Origin of the sequence: Pedobacter sp. P26, from assembly GCF_050632135.1 — a bacterium.
Lineage (GTDB): Bacteria > Bacteroidota > Bacteroidia > Sphingobacteriales > Sphingobacteriaceae > Pedobacter.
Genome location: NZ_CP192574.1, coordinates 3,337,914 through 3,354,350, shown reverse-complemented (window position 1 = coordinate 3,354,350; position 16,437 = coordinate 3,337,914). Strand labels below are relative to the sequence as shown.

Genomic DNA, 16,437 nt, shown 5'->3' with positions numbered 1-16,437 from the left:
ACCAACTGAAATGCACAGAACCCTTCATTTCCAAATAGTGGTTAACTGTTTAAATTGTTATAACCGGTTAACTGTGATATCCTACGATTAACCGATCTAAACAGTTAATCGATTAAATCACTATTTTTTTTAACTTTTCAACAAAACAGCTGTAAAATGCTTATTCGTGTTATCTTTATGGCTTTTGTAAATTAATTTCAGTTTTGGCTAAAGACACGAATAAAGAAACCCTGTTAATGCAGCAATACAACGCTATTAAAGCGAAGTATCCGGGTGCACTTTTACTATTTAGGGTTGGCGATTTTTATGAAACCTTTGGCGAAGATGCCATTAAAACGGCACAGATTTTAGGTATAGTACTCACCAGAAGAGGCACTGGCCCAAATGGTGGCGCTTTAGAACTCGCCGGTTTTCCGCACCACTCTTTGGATAACTATTTATCTAAACTGGTTAGGGCTGGTCAGCGTGTGGCGATATGTGATCAGCTTGAGGATCCTAAAACGACAAAAACAATTGTTAAACGTGGTGTAACAGAGTTGGTTACGCCAGGTGTAGCTTATGGCGATAACATCGTAAATCAAAAATCGAATAATTTCCTGGCCTGCGTTTTCTTTGATAAAACACAACTGGGTGTTTCATTTTTAGATATATCAACAGGTGAATTTCTAATTGCACAAGGCAACAGCGATTATATTGATAAACTTTTACAGGGCTTTAAGCCAACAGAGGTTATTTTTCAGAAATCTAAAAGACAGGTATTTACCGAAAACTTCGGCGATCGTTTTTATACTTTTGGCTTAGATGAATGGCCTTTCACCACTGATTTTGGGAACGAAACCCTGATGAAACACTTCGAGGTTTCATCTTTAAAAGGTTTTGGGGTGGAGCGTTTGCAGAGCGGAATTGTGGCTGCTGGCGTTATTTTGCATTATCTGGGTGAAACTGAGCACCGTAATCTGCAACATATCAGTTCGATTGGGCGTATTGAGGAAGACCGCTACATGTGGTTAGATCGTTTTACCATCCGTAACCTCGAATTAGTGAATTCGCCAAACGATAACGCGGTAACTCTTTTCGATATTCTGGATCATACCTGCACCCCAATGGGTGCGCGTTTGTTGCAGAAATGGATTATTATGCCCTTAAAAGAGCTTAAGCCTATCCAGGAACGACTTGGTATGGTGGAGTATTTTGTAAAAAATGAAGAACTACAAGGCGAATTTCTGAATAACATTAAACAGATTGGCGATTTAGAACGACTCATTTCCAAAGTGGGCCTGCAGCGTGTTGGGCCAAGGGAACTGGTTGCTTTAAAACGCGCACTTTATCATATTGAAGCGGTTAAAAAACTGGCTGCTGATTCTAAAAATCCTTTTCTGATTAAAATAGCGGATCAATTGAATCCTTGCCTGGCCATCCGGGAAAGGATTGAAAGGGAATTACAGGCCGAGCCACCGGCATTGCTGATCAAAGGAAATGTAATTGCGGATGGAGTTGACGAAGATTTAGACCGCTTACGTAAAATTGCATTTGGTGGTAAAGATTATCTGGTTCAGATCCAGAAGCGTGAAGCAGAAGCAACGAGTATTCCATCACTAAAAATTGCCTTTAATAATGTTTTTGGCTATTATTTAGAGGTTACCCATACTCATAAAGATAAGGTGCCAGAGGGATGGATCCGTAAACAGACGCTGGTAAATGCCGAGCGCTACATTACGCCTGAACTTAAGGAATACGAAGATCAGATTTTGGGTGCAGAAGAAAAAATACAGGCGATTGAAATCCGTTTGTATAACGAACTGATGTACGAAACAGCCAGTTATATCAAACCGATCCAACTCGATTCATTTTTAATTGCGCAGTTGGATTGTCTATTGTGTTTTGCACAGTTAGCCGCTAAAAATCATTATAACAAGCCAAAAGTTACCGAAAATAAGGTGCTTGATATTAAGGGGGGCGTCACCCGGTAATTGAAAAACAGCTGCCTGTGGGAGAGGAGTATATCACCAATGATGTATATCTAGATACGGAAAGCCAGCAGATTATTATGATTACCGGTCCCAATATGGCGGGCAAGTCGGCCATTTTAAGGCAAACCGCACTGATTGTACTGATGGCGCAAATGGGTTCCTTCGTTCCTGCCAAGGATGCAGAAGTGGGTATTGTAGATAAGATTTTTACCCGGGTAGGGGCATCTGATAATATCTCTTCAGGAGAAAGTACGTTTATGGTCGAAATGAATGAAACGGCCAGTATCCTGAACAATATTTCAGATGATAGTTTGATCTTACTCGATGAGATTGGCCGCGGAACGAGTACTTATGATGGTATTTCAATTGCCTGGGCAATTGCCGAATTTTTGCATCAGCATCCAACAGCGCGTCCAAAAACTTTATTCGCTACGCACTACCATGAGCTTAACGAATTGGCCAATACCATGCCGCGCATTAAAAACTTTAATGTATCGGTAAAAGAAATGACCAATAAGGTGATTTTCTTAAGGAAACTGGTACCAGGTGGCAGTGAACATAGCTTTGGGATACACGTTGCGAAAATGGCCGGTATGCCAACAAAATTAATAGGGCGAGCCAACGAGATCCTGAAGAAACTGGAAATAGACCGTACGGAAGGGCAAAGTATAAAAGACAGCATTAAAAAAGTACAGAACCAGGCTTATCAGTTACAGATGTTCGCGATTGATGATCCTGTTCTGGTGAAAATCCGCGACACGCTGAATAATCTGGATGTAAATGCATTAACACCTGTTGAGGCACTGTTGAAATTAGACGAAATACAGCGGTTGATTAAGAATTAGGGAAGGTGTGGGGTGTAAGGTTTAAGGCATAAGGTCTTAGTCATCCAATACCCCATGCCATTAATATTGATACAATGGAAATAACCTTAAACCACTCACTTTATAACTTAGGCCTCAAAAAAAATGTTTTCTATTTAATAGCGCTCATGCTATTCCTGTCATCCTGTGGAACAAGAAAGTATACCGTTAAAAGTGACTCCAAAGCTTCTAAAGCTGCTGATGCCATGGCGAATTTAAAAAGCAAGCCGCTTTACCGTTTCATAACCGATTGGACAGGGGTGAGGTACCGTTTTGGCGGATTGGATAAAAATGGTGTTGATTGTTCGGGTTTTGCTTTTTTACTGGAAAAAGAAATTTATGGCGTTACGTTACCAAGGATTTCACGCGATCAGGCCAATGCGGTAAGAAGAAAAGATATTGATAACTTAAAAGAGGGGGATCTTGTGTTTTTCTCTTTTGGTGGCAACGATGTAGATCATGTGGGTGTCTACCTCAATAATGGTTTTTTTGTGCATGCCAGTACTACAAGAGGGGTAATTGTAGATGATTTAACATTACCGGCTTATCAAAAGGTTTTAGTCAAATCAGGATCGGTTAATTAGTTTTTTTTCAGGGCGGGGCGTCATTTCGACTGAAGTGCAACGAAATGGAGAAATCTTTAATATGGGTTTATTCATTCCCAACTTGATTGGGAATCGTAATGTCTTGGTAAGGTTGTTGGTTTCATTAAGATTAGCTTCGCTGAGCACTTCGTGGTTCCCGCCTGCGCCTATCGTCTGGACACATCTTTATTAAGTATTTTTAGGCTTTTTGCTAACCAACTTTAATAAAGCACGGATTTTAACCAAGGACGCCGTCAATCCCAAGAGCCGGGGAAATCAAAAAAACAGGCGCACAACAGTAAAAACGGCACTAAAAAACCTGAACGCAGTGGTTTTGTGTTCATAACCGATGATTTAATTTTAAAGAATATTGAACACAAACCCCGCAGGGCTCAATCAGACCGAAGAAAACACACACACAATACCTGATTAAACGAAGTGTCGCTGTTTTTTTGATGCGCGTGAGATTGTGCAAAAGGCTCATTGCTGGATCCGATAGCCATCGGATGACAAAGCGCTTTGGGTACTTTGGCGCTCCAAAATGCGCAGCATTCTTGAACACAGCTAAAAACAACATTAACTGTGAAAAACTACCATGCCCCGCGGCATAGAGCGATAGAAGAATGTTATAATTAATTGTGTCCACACGATAGGCCTGCGCGGGAATGACGGCCAACTGTTCAGAATGACATCCGTAGTTAAAACAAACTTCATCTTTTTTCGTTATCCATTTATGCGTATATTTTTTCTAATCTGCTTATCTTTAATTACTTATTCTGTTAATGCGCAGGTAAAACTGCTCAAATTAGATGACTTGGACAAACGCATCGCCAATGGAAAAGACACAACCTATGTAATCAATTTCTGGGCTACCTGGTGTTCGCCATGTGTGGCAGAATTACCGAATTTTGAGAAATTACGTTTAGCCAATTTAAAAAAGCCGGTAAAGGTACTTTTGGTAAGCTTGGATTTTAAATCTAAGCTGCAAAAGGAAGTGATTCCATTTGTTGAGCAACATAAGATTAATGCGGAGGTATTTCTTTTAAATGAGCCCGATCAGCAGCAATATATTGAAAGGATCGACAAAAAATGGTCAGGTGCTATTCCAGCTACATTGTTTGTTAACAAGAAAACCAGGCAATTTTATGAGAATGAATTTACCGAAACAGAACTGAAAAATACTTTGTTAAACTTAAAATAGATCATCATGAAAAGATTGATTTTAATGACTTTTATGCTCATTTCAGGAGTTGCATTGGCTCAAACTGAAGGTTATAAAGTAGGCGATATAGTTAAAGATTTCTCGCTGAAGAATGTAAACAACAAAAACGTTTCACTCGCCGATTATAAGGATGCCAAAGGTTATATTATCGTTTTTACCTGCAACACTTGTCCGGTAGCAAAAGCCTACCAGGAGCGAATTGCGGCATTAAATGCTATTTACGCAACTAAAGGTTACCCTGTTGTGGCCATTAACCCAAACGATGCAGGAGTTGTTCCTGAAGAAAGTTTCCAAAAAATGCAGGCTTTGGCATCTGAAAAGAAATTCAATTTCCCCTATCTGTTAGACCCTGATCACCTGGTAACCAAACAATTCGGTGCAACCAGAACACCGCATGTTTATGTACTGAACAAAACTGATAAAGGAAATGTAGTAGAATATATCGGCGCTATTGACAACGATCCGGAAGAAACAAACAGTACAAAAGTGGAGTATGTTAAAAACGCAATAAATGAATTATCGGTTGGTAAAAAACCTGCAATTGCTTCCACTAAAGCGGTTGGTTGCAGTATCAAATGGAAAAAAGGTTAAACATACCTTAACCACCATTGCCGGTGTGTTTCTTTATATTTTTTAAACCATCGGCAAGGCAAATACAAGGCTGCTACCACACCAAACCATATTAGATATACGATTGGCAAACTAAAGCCAAATGCCGCTGGTCTGAACAAAAACGGTACCTGCACAATTTCTTTAGTGTTATGTCCACTGGCAAAAAATATCACCACCAAGAGTGTATGTAACAGGTAGAAGTGTATTACATAATAGAAGAATGGTACAGCGCCATACACAGAAGTCATTCTGGTAAACCAGTTACTTAGGTTTTCGGTGAAAGCCAAAAATATGATAGCCGGACCTAAAGTCATAGATATATATTGCAATGAAGGTGGATATTTGCTTACATTGAAAAAAGCAAGTAAATTCTTGAACAGGTCATGATATTCTTTTCGAGGAACAGGATCGCCATATACATTGACCAACCTTAAAGCAAAAAAAGTAATATAGTAAGCGATCCGACAATTAATAAATTACGCTGTCTGCGTTTCGCTTCGTAGCTTTTCTTAAACCAGGCCCCAATTCCATAACCGATAAACATAACACCAGTCCACGGGAGGATGGCGTAAAAAACACCAACTAAATGATTGCCGGACAGCGGGACAACCGTCCCGGAAGCCGTAAAGAATATCTTCAATATTAATCCGCCGGCTGGATCCTGAGGTGCAGGGAATAAATTGAACATATTATGGCCAAAAACCAGTATTAACCCAATAGTCAATACTGTTTGATAAGAAATACGACTTACGAGCGCCAAAAAGACCATGCTCCAGCCAATGGCCCAGATGACCTGAAGAATAATGAAATTGTATTGCAGATTAAAAGTTAAGCCAAGTGATATCATTGCGATTTCGATAAAGACAAGCCAAAGTCCACGTTTAAATAAAAAAGCACTAGCTTGTGCCGGCGTTTTATTCTGAGCAGATAAATAAGCGGATAATCCGGACAAAAAAACAAAGGTTGGTGCACAGAAATGGGTAATCCAACGGGTAAAAAATAACATCCCGGTAGTGGTTTCAGGATTTAGCGGATCACCTATCATGGCACCAATATGAAAGAAATCTCTCGTATGATCCAGCGCCATAATGATCATCACTAATCCGCGAAGGATATCAACAGATAAAATGCGTTTAGACAGGGTAGTGTTACCGGCATTCATAAAAACAGGTTTGGTTGTTTAAATATACGCATTCAGAATTATTTTTACAGCCATACCTGATTACCTTAGGACATCAGAAGTAGACCTGAATCGATTTTCATAGATTGTGTAAGAAAATCGATTTAGGAATAGTCTAATTGACTATCATGATTTTGATGTTCGAAAAATTATCATAATATTTGTTAAGGGCTAACCAAATACTACGCTACCATTATCACTTATATGAATTGATAATAGAATGTGTTCCGTTCCTTAAAAATTAAACCAAAATATCATATACATCATAATGAAAAGAAGAACATTTATACAAAACACAGGCCTGTTAGGGGCAGGAGTTGTTGCATCGAAATTTTCTTTTGCGGCCAATCTTGCACCAGAATTTCCTGTGGTACGTGTAGCTGCCGCAAAACGACACTTTCAAAGTAAAGCTGTAGATGCTGCCATTAAAACCTTCCAGGCAAACGTTAAAAATCCTGAATTGGCCTGGCTGTTCGAAAACTGTTTCCCAAATACATTAGATACTACTGTTTATCATTCAGAAAAAAATGGCAGGCCAGATACTTATGTCATTACAGGTGACATTGATGCGATGTGGCTACGTGATAGTTCTGCCCAGGTTTGGCCTTACCTTCAATTTGTAAATGAAGATGAGCCGCTAAAAAAACTGATTGCCGGTGTAATTATCCACCAAACCAAATGCATTTTAAAAGATCCTTATGCCAATGCTTTTTATGGCGATGCCACCAAAGTAGGCGAGTGGAAAACTGATAAAACCGCTATGCAGCCGGGTGTGCACGAACGCAAGTGGGAAATTGACTCCTTGTGTTACCCTATCCGCCTGGCTTACCACTACTGGAAAAAAACAGGTGATAAAACACCATTCGATGCCGATTGGAAAAAGGAATTGAGGCCACTTTAAAAACTTTTAAAGAGCAACAGCGCAAAGCAGATAAAGGGCCATACCATTTCCAAAGGGAGACCACGCAGCCTACCGATTCGTTACCAATGGCGGGTTATGGTTTTCCTGTAAATCCGGTTGGATTGATCTGTTCTGCATTTCGTCCGAGTGATGATGCCACTATTTTTCCTTTCCTGGTTCCGTCTAACTTTTTCGCCGTATCTAGCTTAAAGCAGGCCGCAGAAATGATCAAAACCTTAAACAGCGACAAAACATTAGAAAGTAGTTTATTAAATCTTGCCGATGAAGTAAACGCTGCGCTTCAAAAACATGCTGTTGTAAATCACCCTAAATATGGTAAAATTTACGCCTTCGAAGTGGATGGTTTTGGCAGTTCGTATTTAATGGACGATTCGAACGTACCTAGTTTATTAGGTTTACCCTATCTGGGCGCCATGAAAATTGAAGATCCGATTTATCAAAATACAAGGAAATTTGCGCTTTCTAAAGATAATCCTTACTTCTTTAAAGGTACAGCGGCAGAAGGTATTGGTGGTCCGCATGCTGGTCAGGACATGATCTGGCCGATGAGTATTACCATGCGCGCGTTAACTTCTAAAGATGATGCCGAGATTAAATATTGTATAGATACCTTGCGTAAAACACATGCCGGCAAAGGTTTTATGCACGAGTCTTTTAATAAAGATAATCCTGAAAACTTTACAAGAGCCTGGTTCGCCTGGTCTAACACCTTATTTGGTGAGTTACTTTGGAGAACCTATCACGAAAAACCAGCTTTATTAAAAGCTTAATATAACCAACCGTATTGACTGGTGTTAGTGACTGAGTTTGATATTCAGTTCAATTTCTAATCAATACGGTTTCGGGTTTCTTTTACAACCCGATGTTAAATACTATGAATTTATACACCAATTGGGAATAAAACGACCAGTATAATGTAAAAGCGCTGTTAGAACAACTATTACTTTTTTTACTAATGTAAATATTTGTATTTTGCTCCAAATTATCTCCTTAAAGCATTGCAAAATTTTAGTAAAACCATTCTTAATGATATCGAATCTATAAGTAAGATTCCTGCAGTTGCACATATTTTAGAAATTGTTTGTAGAACCACAGGAATGGGCTTTTCTGCTGTGGCCAGAGTAACCTCTGATAAATGGACCGTGTGTGCTGTTCTTGATGAAATTAATTTTGGCTTACCAATTGGTGGAGAACTAAAGTTAGAAACGACCATCTGTAATGAAATCAGGCAGCATCAGCAAGCCGTTGTGATTGACCATGTTGATGAGGATGAGAATTTTAAGGGACATCATACACCAATGATGTATGGCTTTCAAAGTTATATTTCGGTTCCGATTATTTTAAAAAATGGCGACTTTTTTGGTACGCTCTGTGCTATTGATCCCAAACCGGCTAAGCTGAAAAATCCAACAATCACAGGTATGTTTACCATGTTTGCTGATTTAATTGCCTTTCATTTAGACGCACTGGAAGAATTGGCCAAAACAGAACAGGAACTCAAAAAAGAACAGGAAATAGCTGTTTTAAGAGAGCAGTTTATTGCTATTTTGGGCCACGATCTACGAAATCCGCTAAATGCAATATCGAATAGTGCACAGCTTTTATCGCGTTTAAATTTAGATGAACGTGGTGGCCGTATCGCTAAAATTATTAAAGATTCATCTTTTAGAATGAATGGTTTGATTGAAAATATGCTCGATTTTGCCAGTGGTCGTTTGGGAGAGGGAATTACCATCAGCAAAACACCAGACGAAGATCTGGAGAAATTACTTCTCCAGGTAATTGAAGAGTTACAGGCCATTTGGCCATCGAGAGACATTAAGGTAAACTTTAATTTCGCTTTCCCTGTTCATGCAGACGGGAAGCGGCTCGCGCAGCTTTTTCTAATTTATTGGCTAACGCTTTAAATTATTCCCCACCAGATTCTACCGTAGAAATTACCGCATTTAGCAATACCGAAGAGTTTAATCTTTGCGTAGCGAATATGGGCAAACAAATACCAGCTGCTGCTATGGAGCGTCTGTTTCAGCCGTTTTCTAGGGGAGAAGTAGAACCCAATCAAAAAGGCTTGGGTTTAGGTCTTTACATTGCCTCAGAAATTGCAAATGCGCATGATGGTACTCTTGACGTATCTTCTACACCTGAACAAACCTGTTTTACTTTACGCTTACCTTCACAAAAATGATCACTGTTCACGATAGTTTGCCAACATCAACACTTTTAGAAGTGAAGGTGGGAGAGGTGATAACAGACGGAAAGGGGCAATCTGGCACCGTTATAAGTATTGAAATCAGTGAAACGGATGAGTTTTTAATGTTTCTTTTCCAATTGGAAGGTGGCCACATTATTGTTAAGAAGCTTAAGCAGGTTTGCTAGCTACTACCTTTTACAGACTCCAATAGACTGGTCGTCATCTCGACTGAAGCACCGCGGAATGGAGAGATCTAATTCGTTAGATTGAGCTTCGCTGAGCACTCCGTGGTTCTCGACTGCGTTGCACTCCCCTCGAAATGACGGCAACTCGATGAATTTTTATACGTAGATTAATGCTTTCACTTATATTAATTTTATAAAATAAATTATTCCCCGGGAGGACAGTTGCATAGATAAGTTAATCTTATAAAATTGGCCTTGGATCGAATATTACCTGAAAGGATTTAATCTTGCCGTCTTCCAGTTTGTACCAGCCGCTTGAAAATATTGTTTTTTCACCCATGTTGATATCATACCACAGGCAAACTTCTTCCTGATCTACAAATACCTTTTTGACATCGTATTTGAATTTCATCTTTTTCATGTCTTTTATATATATATCAGCTCCATTTCTTTCGCCCATTACACCTTTAAAAATCATATCGTCTTTCAATTGCTGTCTGGCCAAATCAAATTCTTCCGCATTTAATGCATTGATAAAATCAAGTACAACAACTTTTGCATTATGTTCGGTTGTTATCTTATTGGATGTACGCATGGTATTTCTTTTATGATAAAACGGAAATTTGCAAAGGAATGTTTGAAATGAAGAGACTTAAAGAGTAAATAGACAGATTTTAATAGTAATGTTGTCATTCCTGCGCAGGTGCCATCGTGTGGACACATCTTTTTTAAGAATGGTTTGGGCATCATGCTAGCTGGCTTTAATAAACCACAGTCTTTACCGAAGGACGCCGTCAATCCCAAGTGGCGGGAGAATCAAAAAAACAGCTGCACAATGGCTCAAATAGCATTGCCAAACCTGAAACGCAGTAGTTTTGTGTTCATTAGCATTGAATTCAAAATTTAATATAAATTGAACACAAAACGAAGTGCCACTGTTTTTTTGATGAGCGTGCGCGGTGAGAAGCCACATTGCTGGATCCGATAGCCATCGGATGACAAAGCGCTTTGGGTACTTTGGCGCTCCAAAATGCGCAGCATTCTTGAACACAGCTAAAAACAACATTAACTGTGAAAAACTACCATGCAACCGCGGCATAGAGCGGAAAAAACAACATTTATCTCCAAGTATATTTTTAAGATATTAAAGTTTGCCATTAGGAGGAAAGATGCTGAAATAAATTCAATCTAATTCAATCCTATAAATCATCACCTGATCTCCGTGCTATCCTTCAAAATTATACACTTTACCAACCTGCGTTTTAAAACTGTATCTAAAATCATTTCCTGATTTTTCTTCGGCAATACCTTTAATTTTTTTAAGCGCATTCGGACTTCTCACCAAACAATCTTCGCCTGATAAGGATTTGATTGATAGTTTCACAACTTTACCATCCTTCCATTGCAGATCGGTAATTTCGAAATTACCACGGGCCCTTAAACCCTGAATACTTCCCGCTGTCCATTGATCAGGCAGAGCTGGTAAAAATTGTAATTCGCCAGCCTGGCTTTGTAAAAGCATTTCCGAAATGCCTGCGGTATAGCCAAAGTTTCCGTCAATTTGAAAGGGTGGATGTGCGCAGAACAGATTGGTATAAATTCCACCGCCTTTGTTATAATCGGTACCTGAGCCACCAACAGGCGTGATAAAGTTTTGTAAGATTTTATAGGCATGGTTTCCATCCTGTAAACGTGCCCAGAAATTCATTTTCCAGGCCATAGACCAGCCGGTTGATTCATCCCCGCGGGCAGTTAAAGTTACCCTGGCAGCTTTTGCGAGTTCCGGCGTTCTAATGGTACTGATCTCTCTGCCAGGATGCAAACCAAAGAGGTGTGAAATGTGTCTGTGTTGGTCAGTTGGATCATCGCGATCGGTTTCCCACTCCTGCAGCTGACCCCATTTTCCAATTTTAGGTTTTAATAAATGTGCTTTTAAATCAGCAATGTGTTTTTTGTAATCTGCATCAATACCTAAAACTTCAGCAGCTTCAATATAATTGGTAAACAGATCAAACACAATTTGTTGATCATGCGTTACTCCATCTTCGGTTGGTCCATGTTCTGGCGACCAGCCCAATGGAGATACCAATGTTCCATCTGGTCTTCTTTTCAAATGATCATCCCAAAATTCAGAGATTTCTTTTATAATCGGGTAAGCGAAATTCTTCAGGTAGTTTTTGTCTTGTGTAAAGGCGTAATGTTCCCAAAGCGCCTGTGCATACCAGGCACTTCCAGGGGTATTCCATAGAAAACTCATGCCGCCAAAAATATTATTTTCGGTTTTTACCGTCCAGCCTCTGGTATTGGGATACTGCTTGCGGGTTGCTATAGCACTCACTTCTCTCATGCTATTAATATAATCCAGGTAAGGAATCTGGCACTCTGATAGATTGGTCGGCTCAGCCAGCCAATAATTCATCTGGATGTTGATGTTAGAATGGTAATCGCTGCCCCAGGGTGGGGTATTACTTTCGTTCCAAAGCCCTTGCAAATTGGCCGGTAAGCCGCCCGGTCTTGACGAACTGATTAACAGATATCGGCCATATTGAAAAATTAAAGCTTCCAGTTCCGGGTCGGCTAACTTTTTATAATTGATCAGCCGCTGGTAAGTAGGCAGTTTTTGGGTGTCGGCATTACTTGTTCCAAGGTTTATAGCCAGGCGATTATATAAACGGCCATAATCCAGGATATGCGTTTTTAAAAGTTTATCGTAACTTTTGGTTTTAACCGCATTTAAAACACGCTCAATTTTAGTCGCAGGTTCTTCACCTTTCCAGTTTTGCCCGCGTTTGTTGATGTAATTGGTAGCTGCAGTAAAAATCAGGGTAACCGCATCTGCATCTGTTATTTTTAATTTTTCGCTGTCACCATCTTTAACAGCCTCAAGCTTCCCATTTTCTATTTTAACTACAGCAGTAGCCTGGTAAGTCATGCCGTTTGGTAGTTTACCACTGATTTGAATGGTATTTCCGCTGGCTTTTATAGTACCATCATGTGCATCCTTTAGGCTAATCATGGCTGAATAAGCTTTTTTCTGGTTAGCGGTGAAACGCAGCACCATCACTTTATCCGGAAAGCTGCAAAAATACTCACGTTTAAATTGGGTGCCGTTTTGTGTGTAGCTAATGGTATGCAATGCGTTAGTAATATCCAGTTTGCGGCTGTAGCTGGTAAATTGCTGATCTTTATTGTTGAAATCGATAAACAGATCGCCAAAGGCCTGATACATGCCGCGGTCATTTTCATCACCGGTCCACAACGTGTTATCGTTAAACTGAATGTGTTCCTGATCAACACCGCCAAAAATCATCCCGCCAATGCGACCATTGCCAATAGGGTAGGCTTCCGTCATCCATTTTTGTGCTGGTTTATTATCCCACATCGTAAAAGCAGGATTTTCTGTGTTTTGGGCCAGTAACCTGTTGGTGAAGCAGAGTATTAAGCACGATAATACGGCGCAAACAATGTGTTGCCTGTAATTTAAAAGCATGTTGGTTATTTGATTAGTGTGTAAATCAAAGATATATAAAATAGAATAGGTGACATGGAAAGCCAGGCAATAAAGCATCGCGATATTTGGCAAATTATTCAACTATTTAAGCATTAAATTTGCTATAAGATCTCCAGATCTTAGCATTTTGGGTTTGAATTTTCTTCATAAAAGCTGAGATCATTGATAGGGATTTCTAAACATTTGAAAGACTACAAGAACTCGTCATTGCGAGTAACCATCAGGTCAAGTGGCCTGAAAAAAATAGGAATGACGTCCTATATGCGCTTTCTAAATTATTAGGTTTAAGATTTTACATCCTGTAAAACTCAAGAGAGCTAAGATGTTTATGGTGGTCGTAAAAATTAAAGACTATGCTGTTTAATTAACCACCTTAGACAGTAAGAATATCTAATGCATTAAATAATCCTTTAGGCTTTCACACCATAAAGAAGTATAAGAACACGTAAGCTTATATGGTTCTTAAATGTCTTATATGGTCAAAAAAATAATACTGAATATCAGTGTCTACATAAACGTCATTGCTAGGTAAGGGGCAATCCTAATGCGATTGCAAGTAGCGACCGTTGTAAGATTGCTTCGTCGTGCCTCCTCGTATCAGATAGCTATCGGATGACGAATTTCTGATGGAATATGTGAATAGTAACTATTCTGATATTTTGTGGATAGGACTGATAGATTTTATATATTTGATATAACACTAAAACGTTTTATGTAAATGAAGTTGCTAACCAAATCCTTAACCATTCTCTTAATGGGAGTTATTGTGAGCCTGCACCAATCTCATGCCCAAACCAAATTAACACCATACGTAAATACGTTTATTGGCACGGCGCCTTTAACCGATCCTAAAATTTTAGGCTATGAATTACCAGAGGGCTGGCGATCGTGGGCTGGTTTAACTTTTCCGGGTAGCTCATTGCCTAACGCGATGGTGCAATTAAGTCCGGTTACAGAATTTGGCTCTGGCGCGGGCTACGAGTATGAAGACGATACTATTTATGGTTTTGCACACACCAATAAAGGCCACTGGAATCTCTGTAACATCCCCATTTTACCGCTTTCCAATCCTGGGGATAAGTTTGGATCAAAGTTTTCGCACAAAAACGAAAGTGCGGCACCAGGGTTTTATCAGGTTTATTTGGATGATTATCAGGTAAATGTAAAGCTTACTTCAACATTAAGAGCCGGATTTCATCAGTATGAATATAAAAACAATCACGATCGGCAGATACTATTTCTGCTCGGAAAGGCCAATAGTGGTGTTTCTACCTGGAATATCGAGCAGGTTGGCTCTTCCGCTGTACAGGGCTTTCAGGGTGGTGAGAATATTTATTTTTATGCAACTATAAACGGCAAAATAGATAAACTTAATCAAACAGATGTTGGCAAACGCTCGGGTTATGCCATTATCCATTTAGCTGATGGAAATACAGGACCCGTAGAATTAAGAATCGGACTCTCGTTTGTGAGCACTACCAATGCCAAAGAGAATTTAGAAAAAGAAATCGGTAATAAAACTTTTGTTCAAATCCGTAACGAAGCGACTGCAAAATGGGAATCACTTTTATCAAATATCCAGGTAAAAGGTGGTACTGAAAAACAAAAACAGATGTTATATTCGTGCCTGTACCGTTCGTTCTTATGGCCTGCTTTGCGCAGTGATATAAACGGTGAATTTAAAGATGCAAAGCACAATGTGGTAAAAGGAAATTTCAATTATTATACTGACCCATCGCTTTGGGATACCTACCGCAATAAAGATGTGCTTTTAGGTCTGATTACGCCTAAAGTAACCTTAGATGTAATTAAATCAATGAAAGATGTCGGCGATAAAACGGGTTTTATTCCTACATTTTTTCACGGCGACCATGGTGCCTCTTCAATTGCAGGCGCTTATTTGAGGGGGATAGATGATTTCGATATTAAAGGTACTTACCAGATTTTATTGCGTAATGCTAATGTGGATGGTGGGGCCCGTCCATTTGTGAAAGAATATATCGAGAAAGGGTATATTTCAGACCCTGATATTAAAAATCCGCATGTAGAAACCAAGGCCAGGGCAGGTGTTTCTAAAACGCTGGAGTATGCCTATGATGATTATTCGCTGGCCCAAATCGCTAAAAAACTAGGCGATAGCAGCAATTACCGCATCCTGATGGCCAGGTCGAAAAACTATAAAAATATGTTCGATCCAGGTACACGCTTCATGAGGGGCAGATTAGAGAATGGCGACTGGATTAAACCTTTTAATCCACAATACCCTTATTACGAATATATGTACAGAGAAGCCAATGCATGGCAGGATTCGTTTTACGCTCCTCATGATATGAAAGGTTTAATCGAGCTATATGGCGGAGCAAAAGGCTTCGAATCCAAGTTAGATTCTTTGTTCACTGTGCCCTGGAACCCGAAATATGTAGCAAGGAATGTTGAAACCATGATTGGTCAATACTGCCAGGGCAACCAGCCGGATCATGAAGCTCCTTTTGCCTATACCTTTATTGGCAAGCCAGAAAAATCACAAAAAATTATTGATAAGATCTTAAACGAATTATATGGTATAGGGGACGATGGTTTGGCGCTTTCAGGAATGGATGATGCCGGCGAAATGTCTGCCTGGTATGTATTCAGTTCTTTAGGTTTGTATACATTCTCTGCCACTGATCCAGAATACCTGGTTACCGCTCCGCTTTTTGATGAGATTAAATGGAAAACCAGTACGGGTAAATTGTTAACGATTAGCAAACCTGGTAAGGGAAGGGGCATTACCAATATTAAAGTTAACGGAAAAGCAAATAATGGATATTTCATCTCCCATGATTTGTTTAAAAATGGAGGTAAAGTAGAGATCGTTACACAATAAGCTTATTTTAAATAACGATTTATTTAAGAAAGAAAATCTATTTAGAAAGCGGTTTCATAAATAGGAAGCCGCTTTTTTGTTGATTTTTAATTGGTTATTGATAAAGAATTATTTTACAATAAATTTTCACTTTTAGTATAAAAATATTAATATTGATTTGAAAATCAGGTTATTGACTCAAATATTGTTAATTGCATGAGAAGATATACTGTAACACAAAGAAGCAGATACCCCCTTGTTTTTATTGAGATAGCTGGCGTCTCAATATTTTCTGCTTATTGGCTGTGTAAACAGTACGGCTGGGGTTGGATTATGGGTATTGCTATTTTCG

General features: G+C 39.3%; 11 protein-coding genes and 2 pseudogenes. 9 read left to right on the top strand and 4 right to left on the bottom strand.

What is annotated here, in order from left to right; genetic code table 11:
- Positions 1-203: 203 nt before the first annotated feature.
- From mutS to ACQ86H_RS15550, 4 genes and pseudogenes are all read left to right on the top strand, one after another.
- Positions 204-2,815: pseudogene (gene mutS, locus ACQ86H_RS15565) on the top strand (DNA mismatch repair protein MutS).
- Positions 2,816-2,889: 74 nt separating this feature from the next.
- Positions 2,890-3,417 (top strand): C40 family peptidase, encoded by a 528-nt coding sequence (locus ACQ86H_RS15560; RefSeq protein ID WP_138820916.1) that lies wholly within the window; start codon positions 2,890-2,892, stop codon positions 3,415-3,417.
- A 733-nt stretch (positions 3,418-4,150) separates the two neighbouring features.
- Complete coding sequence (locus ACQ86H_RS15555) at positions 4,151-4,618, top strand: TlpA disulfide reductase family protein (RefSeq protein ID WP_138820917.1); 468 nt, start codon at positions 4,151-4,153, stop codon at positions 4,616-4,618.
- 6 nt (positions 4,619-4,624) lie between these two features.
- On the top strand, positions 4,625-5,230 hold the full coding sequence (locus ACQ86H_RS15550) for a thioredoxin family protein (RefSeq protein ID WP_138820918.1): 606 nt from the start codon (positions 4,625-4,627) through the stop codon (positions 5,228-5,230).
- Here the strand turns inward: ACQ86H_RS15550 and ACQ86H_RS15545 are convergent.
- Positions 5,227-5,580, bottom strand: a complete 354-nt coding sequence (locus ACQ86H_RS15545; RefSeq protein WP_431291668.1) for a hypothetical protein — start codon at positions 5,578-5,580, stop codon at positions 5,227-5,229. The two genes, ACQ86H_RS15550 and ACQ86H_RS15545, sit on opposite strands and share 4 nt — an antisense overlap.
- 101 nt (positions 5,581-5,681) lie before the next feature.
- Complete coding sequence (locus ACQ86H_RS15540) at positions 5,682-6,413, bottom strand: DUF1624 domain-containing protein (RefSeq protein ID WP_431291667.1); 732 nt, start codon at positions 6,411-6,413, stop codon at positions 5,682-5,684.
- A 385-nt stretch (positions 6,414-6,798) separates the two neighbouring features.
- Here ACQ86H_RS15540 and ACQ86H_RS15535 point away from each other — a divergent pair.
- From ACQ86H_RS15535 to ACQ86H_RS15520, 4 genes and pseudogenes are all read left to right on the top strand, one after another.
- Positions 6,799-8,123: pseudogene (locus tag ACQ86H_RS15535) on the top strand (glycoside hydrolase family 125 protein).
- Between the two features lie 228 nt (positions 8,124-8,351).
- A complete protein-coding gene (locus ACQ86H_RS15530; RefSeq protein WP_431291666.1) occupies positions 8,352-9,260 on the top strand; it encodes a GAF domain-containing sensor histidine kinase in 909 nt (302 codons plus the stop codon).
- Entirely contained in the window at positions 9,245-9,538 is a 294-nt protein-coding gene (locus ACQ86H_RS15525; protein WP_431291665.1) for a sensor histidine kinase, read from the top strand. Before ACQ86H_RS15530 ends, ACQ86H_RS15525 begins: the two co-directional genes overlap by 16 nt.
- On the top strand, positions 9,535-9,729 hold the full coding sequence (locus ACQ86H_RS15520; protein WP_431291664.1) for a hypothetical protein: 195 nt from the start codon (positions 9,535-9,537) through the stop codon (positions 9,727-9,729). The genes ACQ86H_RS15525 and ACQ86H_RS15520 overlap by 4 nt, the downstream gene beginning before the upstream one ends.
- 241 nt (positions 9,730-9,970) lie before the next feature.
- Here the strand turns inward: ACQ86H_RS15520 and ACQ86H_RS15515 are convergent, their stop codons facing one another.
- Together ACQ86H_RS15515 and ACQ86H_RS15510 are read right to left on the bottom strand one after the other, a co-directional pair.
- Positions 9,971-10,324, bottom strand: coding sequence for a nuclear transport factor 2 family protein (locus ACQ86H_RS15515; RefSeq protein WP_138820923.1), 354 nt, complete (start codon positions 10,322-10,324; stop codon positions 9,971-9,973).
- 630 nt (positions 10,325-10,954) lie between these two features.
- Positions 10,955-13,219: a glycosyl hydrolase family 95 catalytic domain-containing protein gene (locus ACQ86H_RS15510; RefSeq protein ID WP_431291663.1), complete on the bottom strand. Its 2,265-nt coding sequence runs from the start codon at positions 13,217-13,219 to the stop codon at positions 10,955-10,957.
- A gap of 739 nt (positions 13,220-13,958) precedes the next feature.
- Here ACQ86H_RS15510 and ACQ86H_RS15505 point away from each other — a divergent pair.
- The gene (locus ACQ86H_RS15505) at positions 13,959-16,106 is read left to right on the top strand and encodes a GH92 family glycosyl hydrolase (RefSeq protein ID WP_431291662.1); all 2,148 of its coding nucleotides are present in this window, start codon (positions 13,959-13,961) and stop codon (positions 16,104-16,106) included.
- Positions 16,107-16,437 lie beyond the last annotated feature (331 nt).

What these genes read in the sequence shown, in the direction of transcription:
- ACQ86H_RS15515 (WP_138820923.1), bottom strand. Translation starts at nt 10,324, where the DNA reads ATGCGTACATCCAATAAGATAACAACCGAACATAATGCAAAAGTTGTT.
- ACQ86H_RS15510 (WP_431291663.1), bottom strand. Translation starts at nt 13,219, where the DNA reads ATGCTTTTAAATTACAGGCAACACATTGTTTGCGCCGTATTATCGTGC.
- ACQ86H_RS15505 (WP_431291662.1), top strand. Translation starts at nt 13,959, where the DNA reads ATGAAGTTGCTAACCAAATCCTTAACCATTCTCTTAATGGGAGTTATT.
- ACQ86H_RS15555 (WP_138820917.1), top strand. Translation starts at nt 4,151, where the DNA reads ATGCGTATATTTTTTCTAATCTGCTTATCTTTAATTACTTATTCTGTT.
- ACQ86H_RS15560 (WP_138820916.1), top strand. Translation starts at nt 2,890, where the DNA reads ATGGAAATAACCTTAAACCACTCACTTTATAACTTAGGCCTCAAAAAA.
- ACQ86H_RS15550 (WP_138820918.1), top strand. Translation starts at nt 4,625, where the DNA reads ATGAAAAGATTGATTTTAATGACTTTTATGCTCATTTCAGGAGTTGCA.
- ACQ86H_RS15520 (WP_431291664.1), top strand. Translation starts at nt 9,535, where the DNA reads ATGATCACTGTTCACGATAGTTTGCCAACATCAACACTTTTAGAAGTG.
- ACQ86H_RS15540 (WP_431291667.1), bottom strand. Translation starts at nt 6,413, where the DNA reads ATGAATGCCGGTAACACTACCCTGTCTAAACGCATTTTATCTGTTGAT.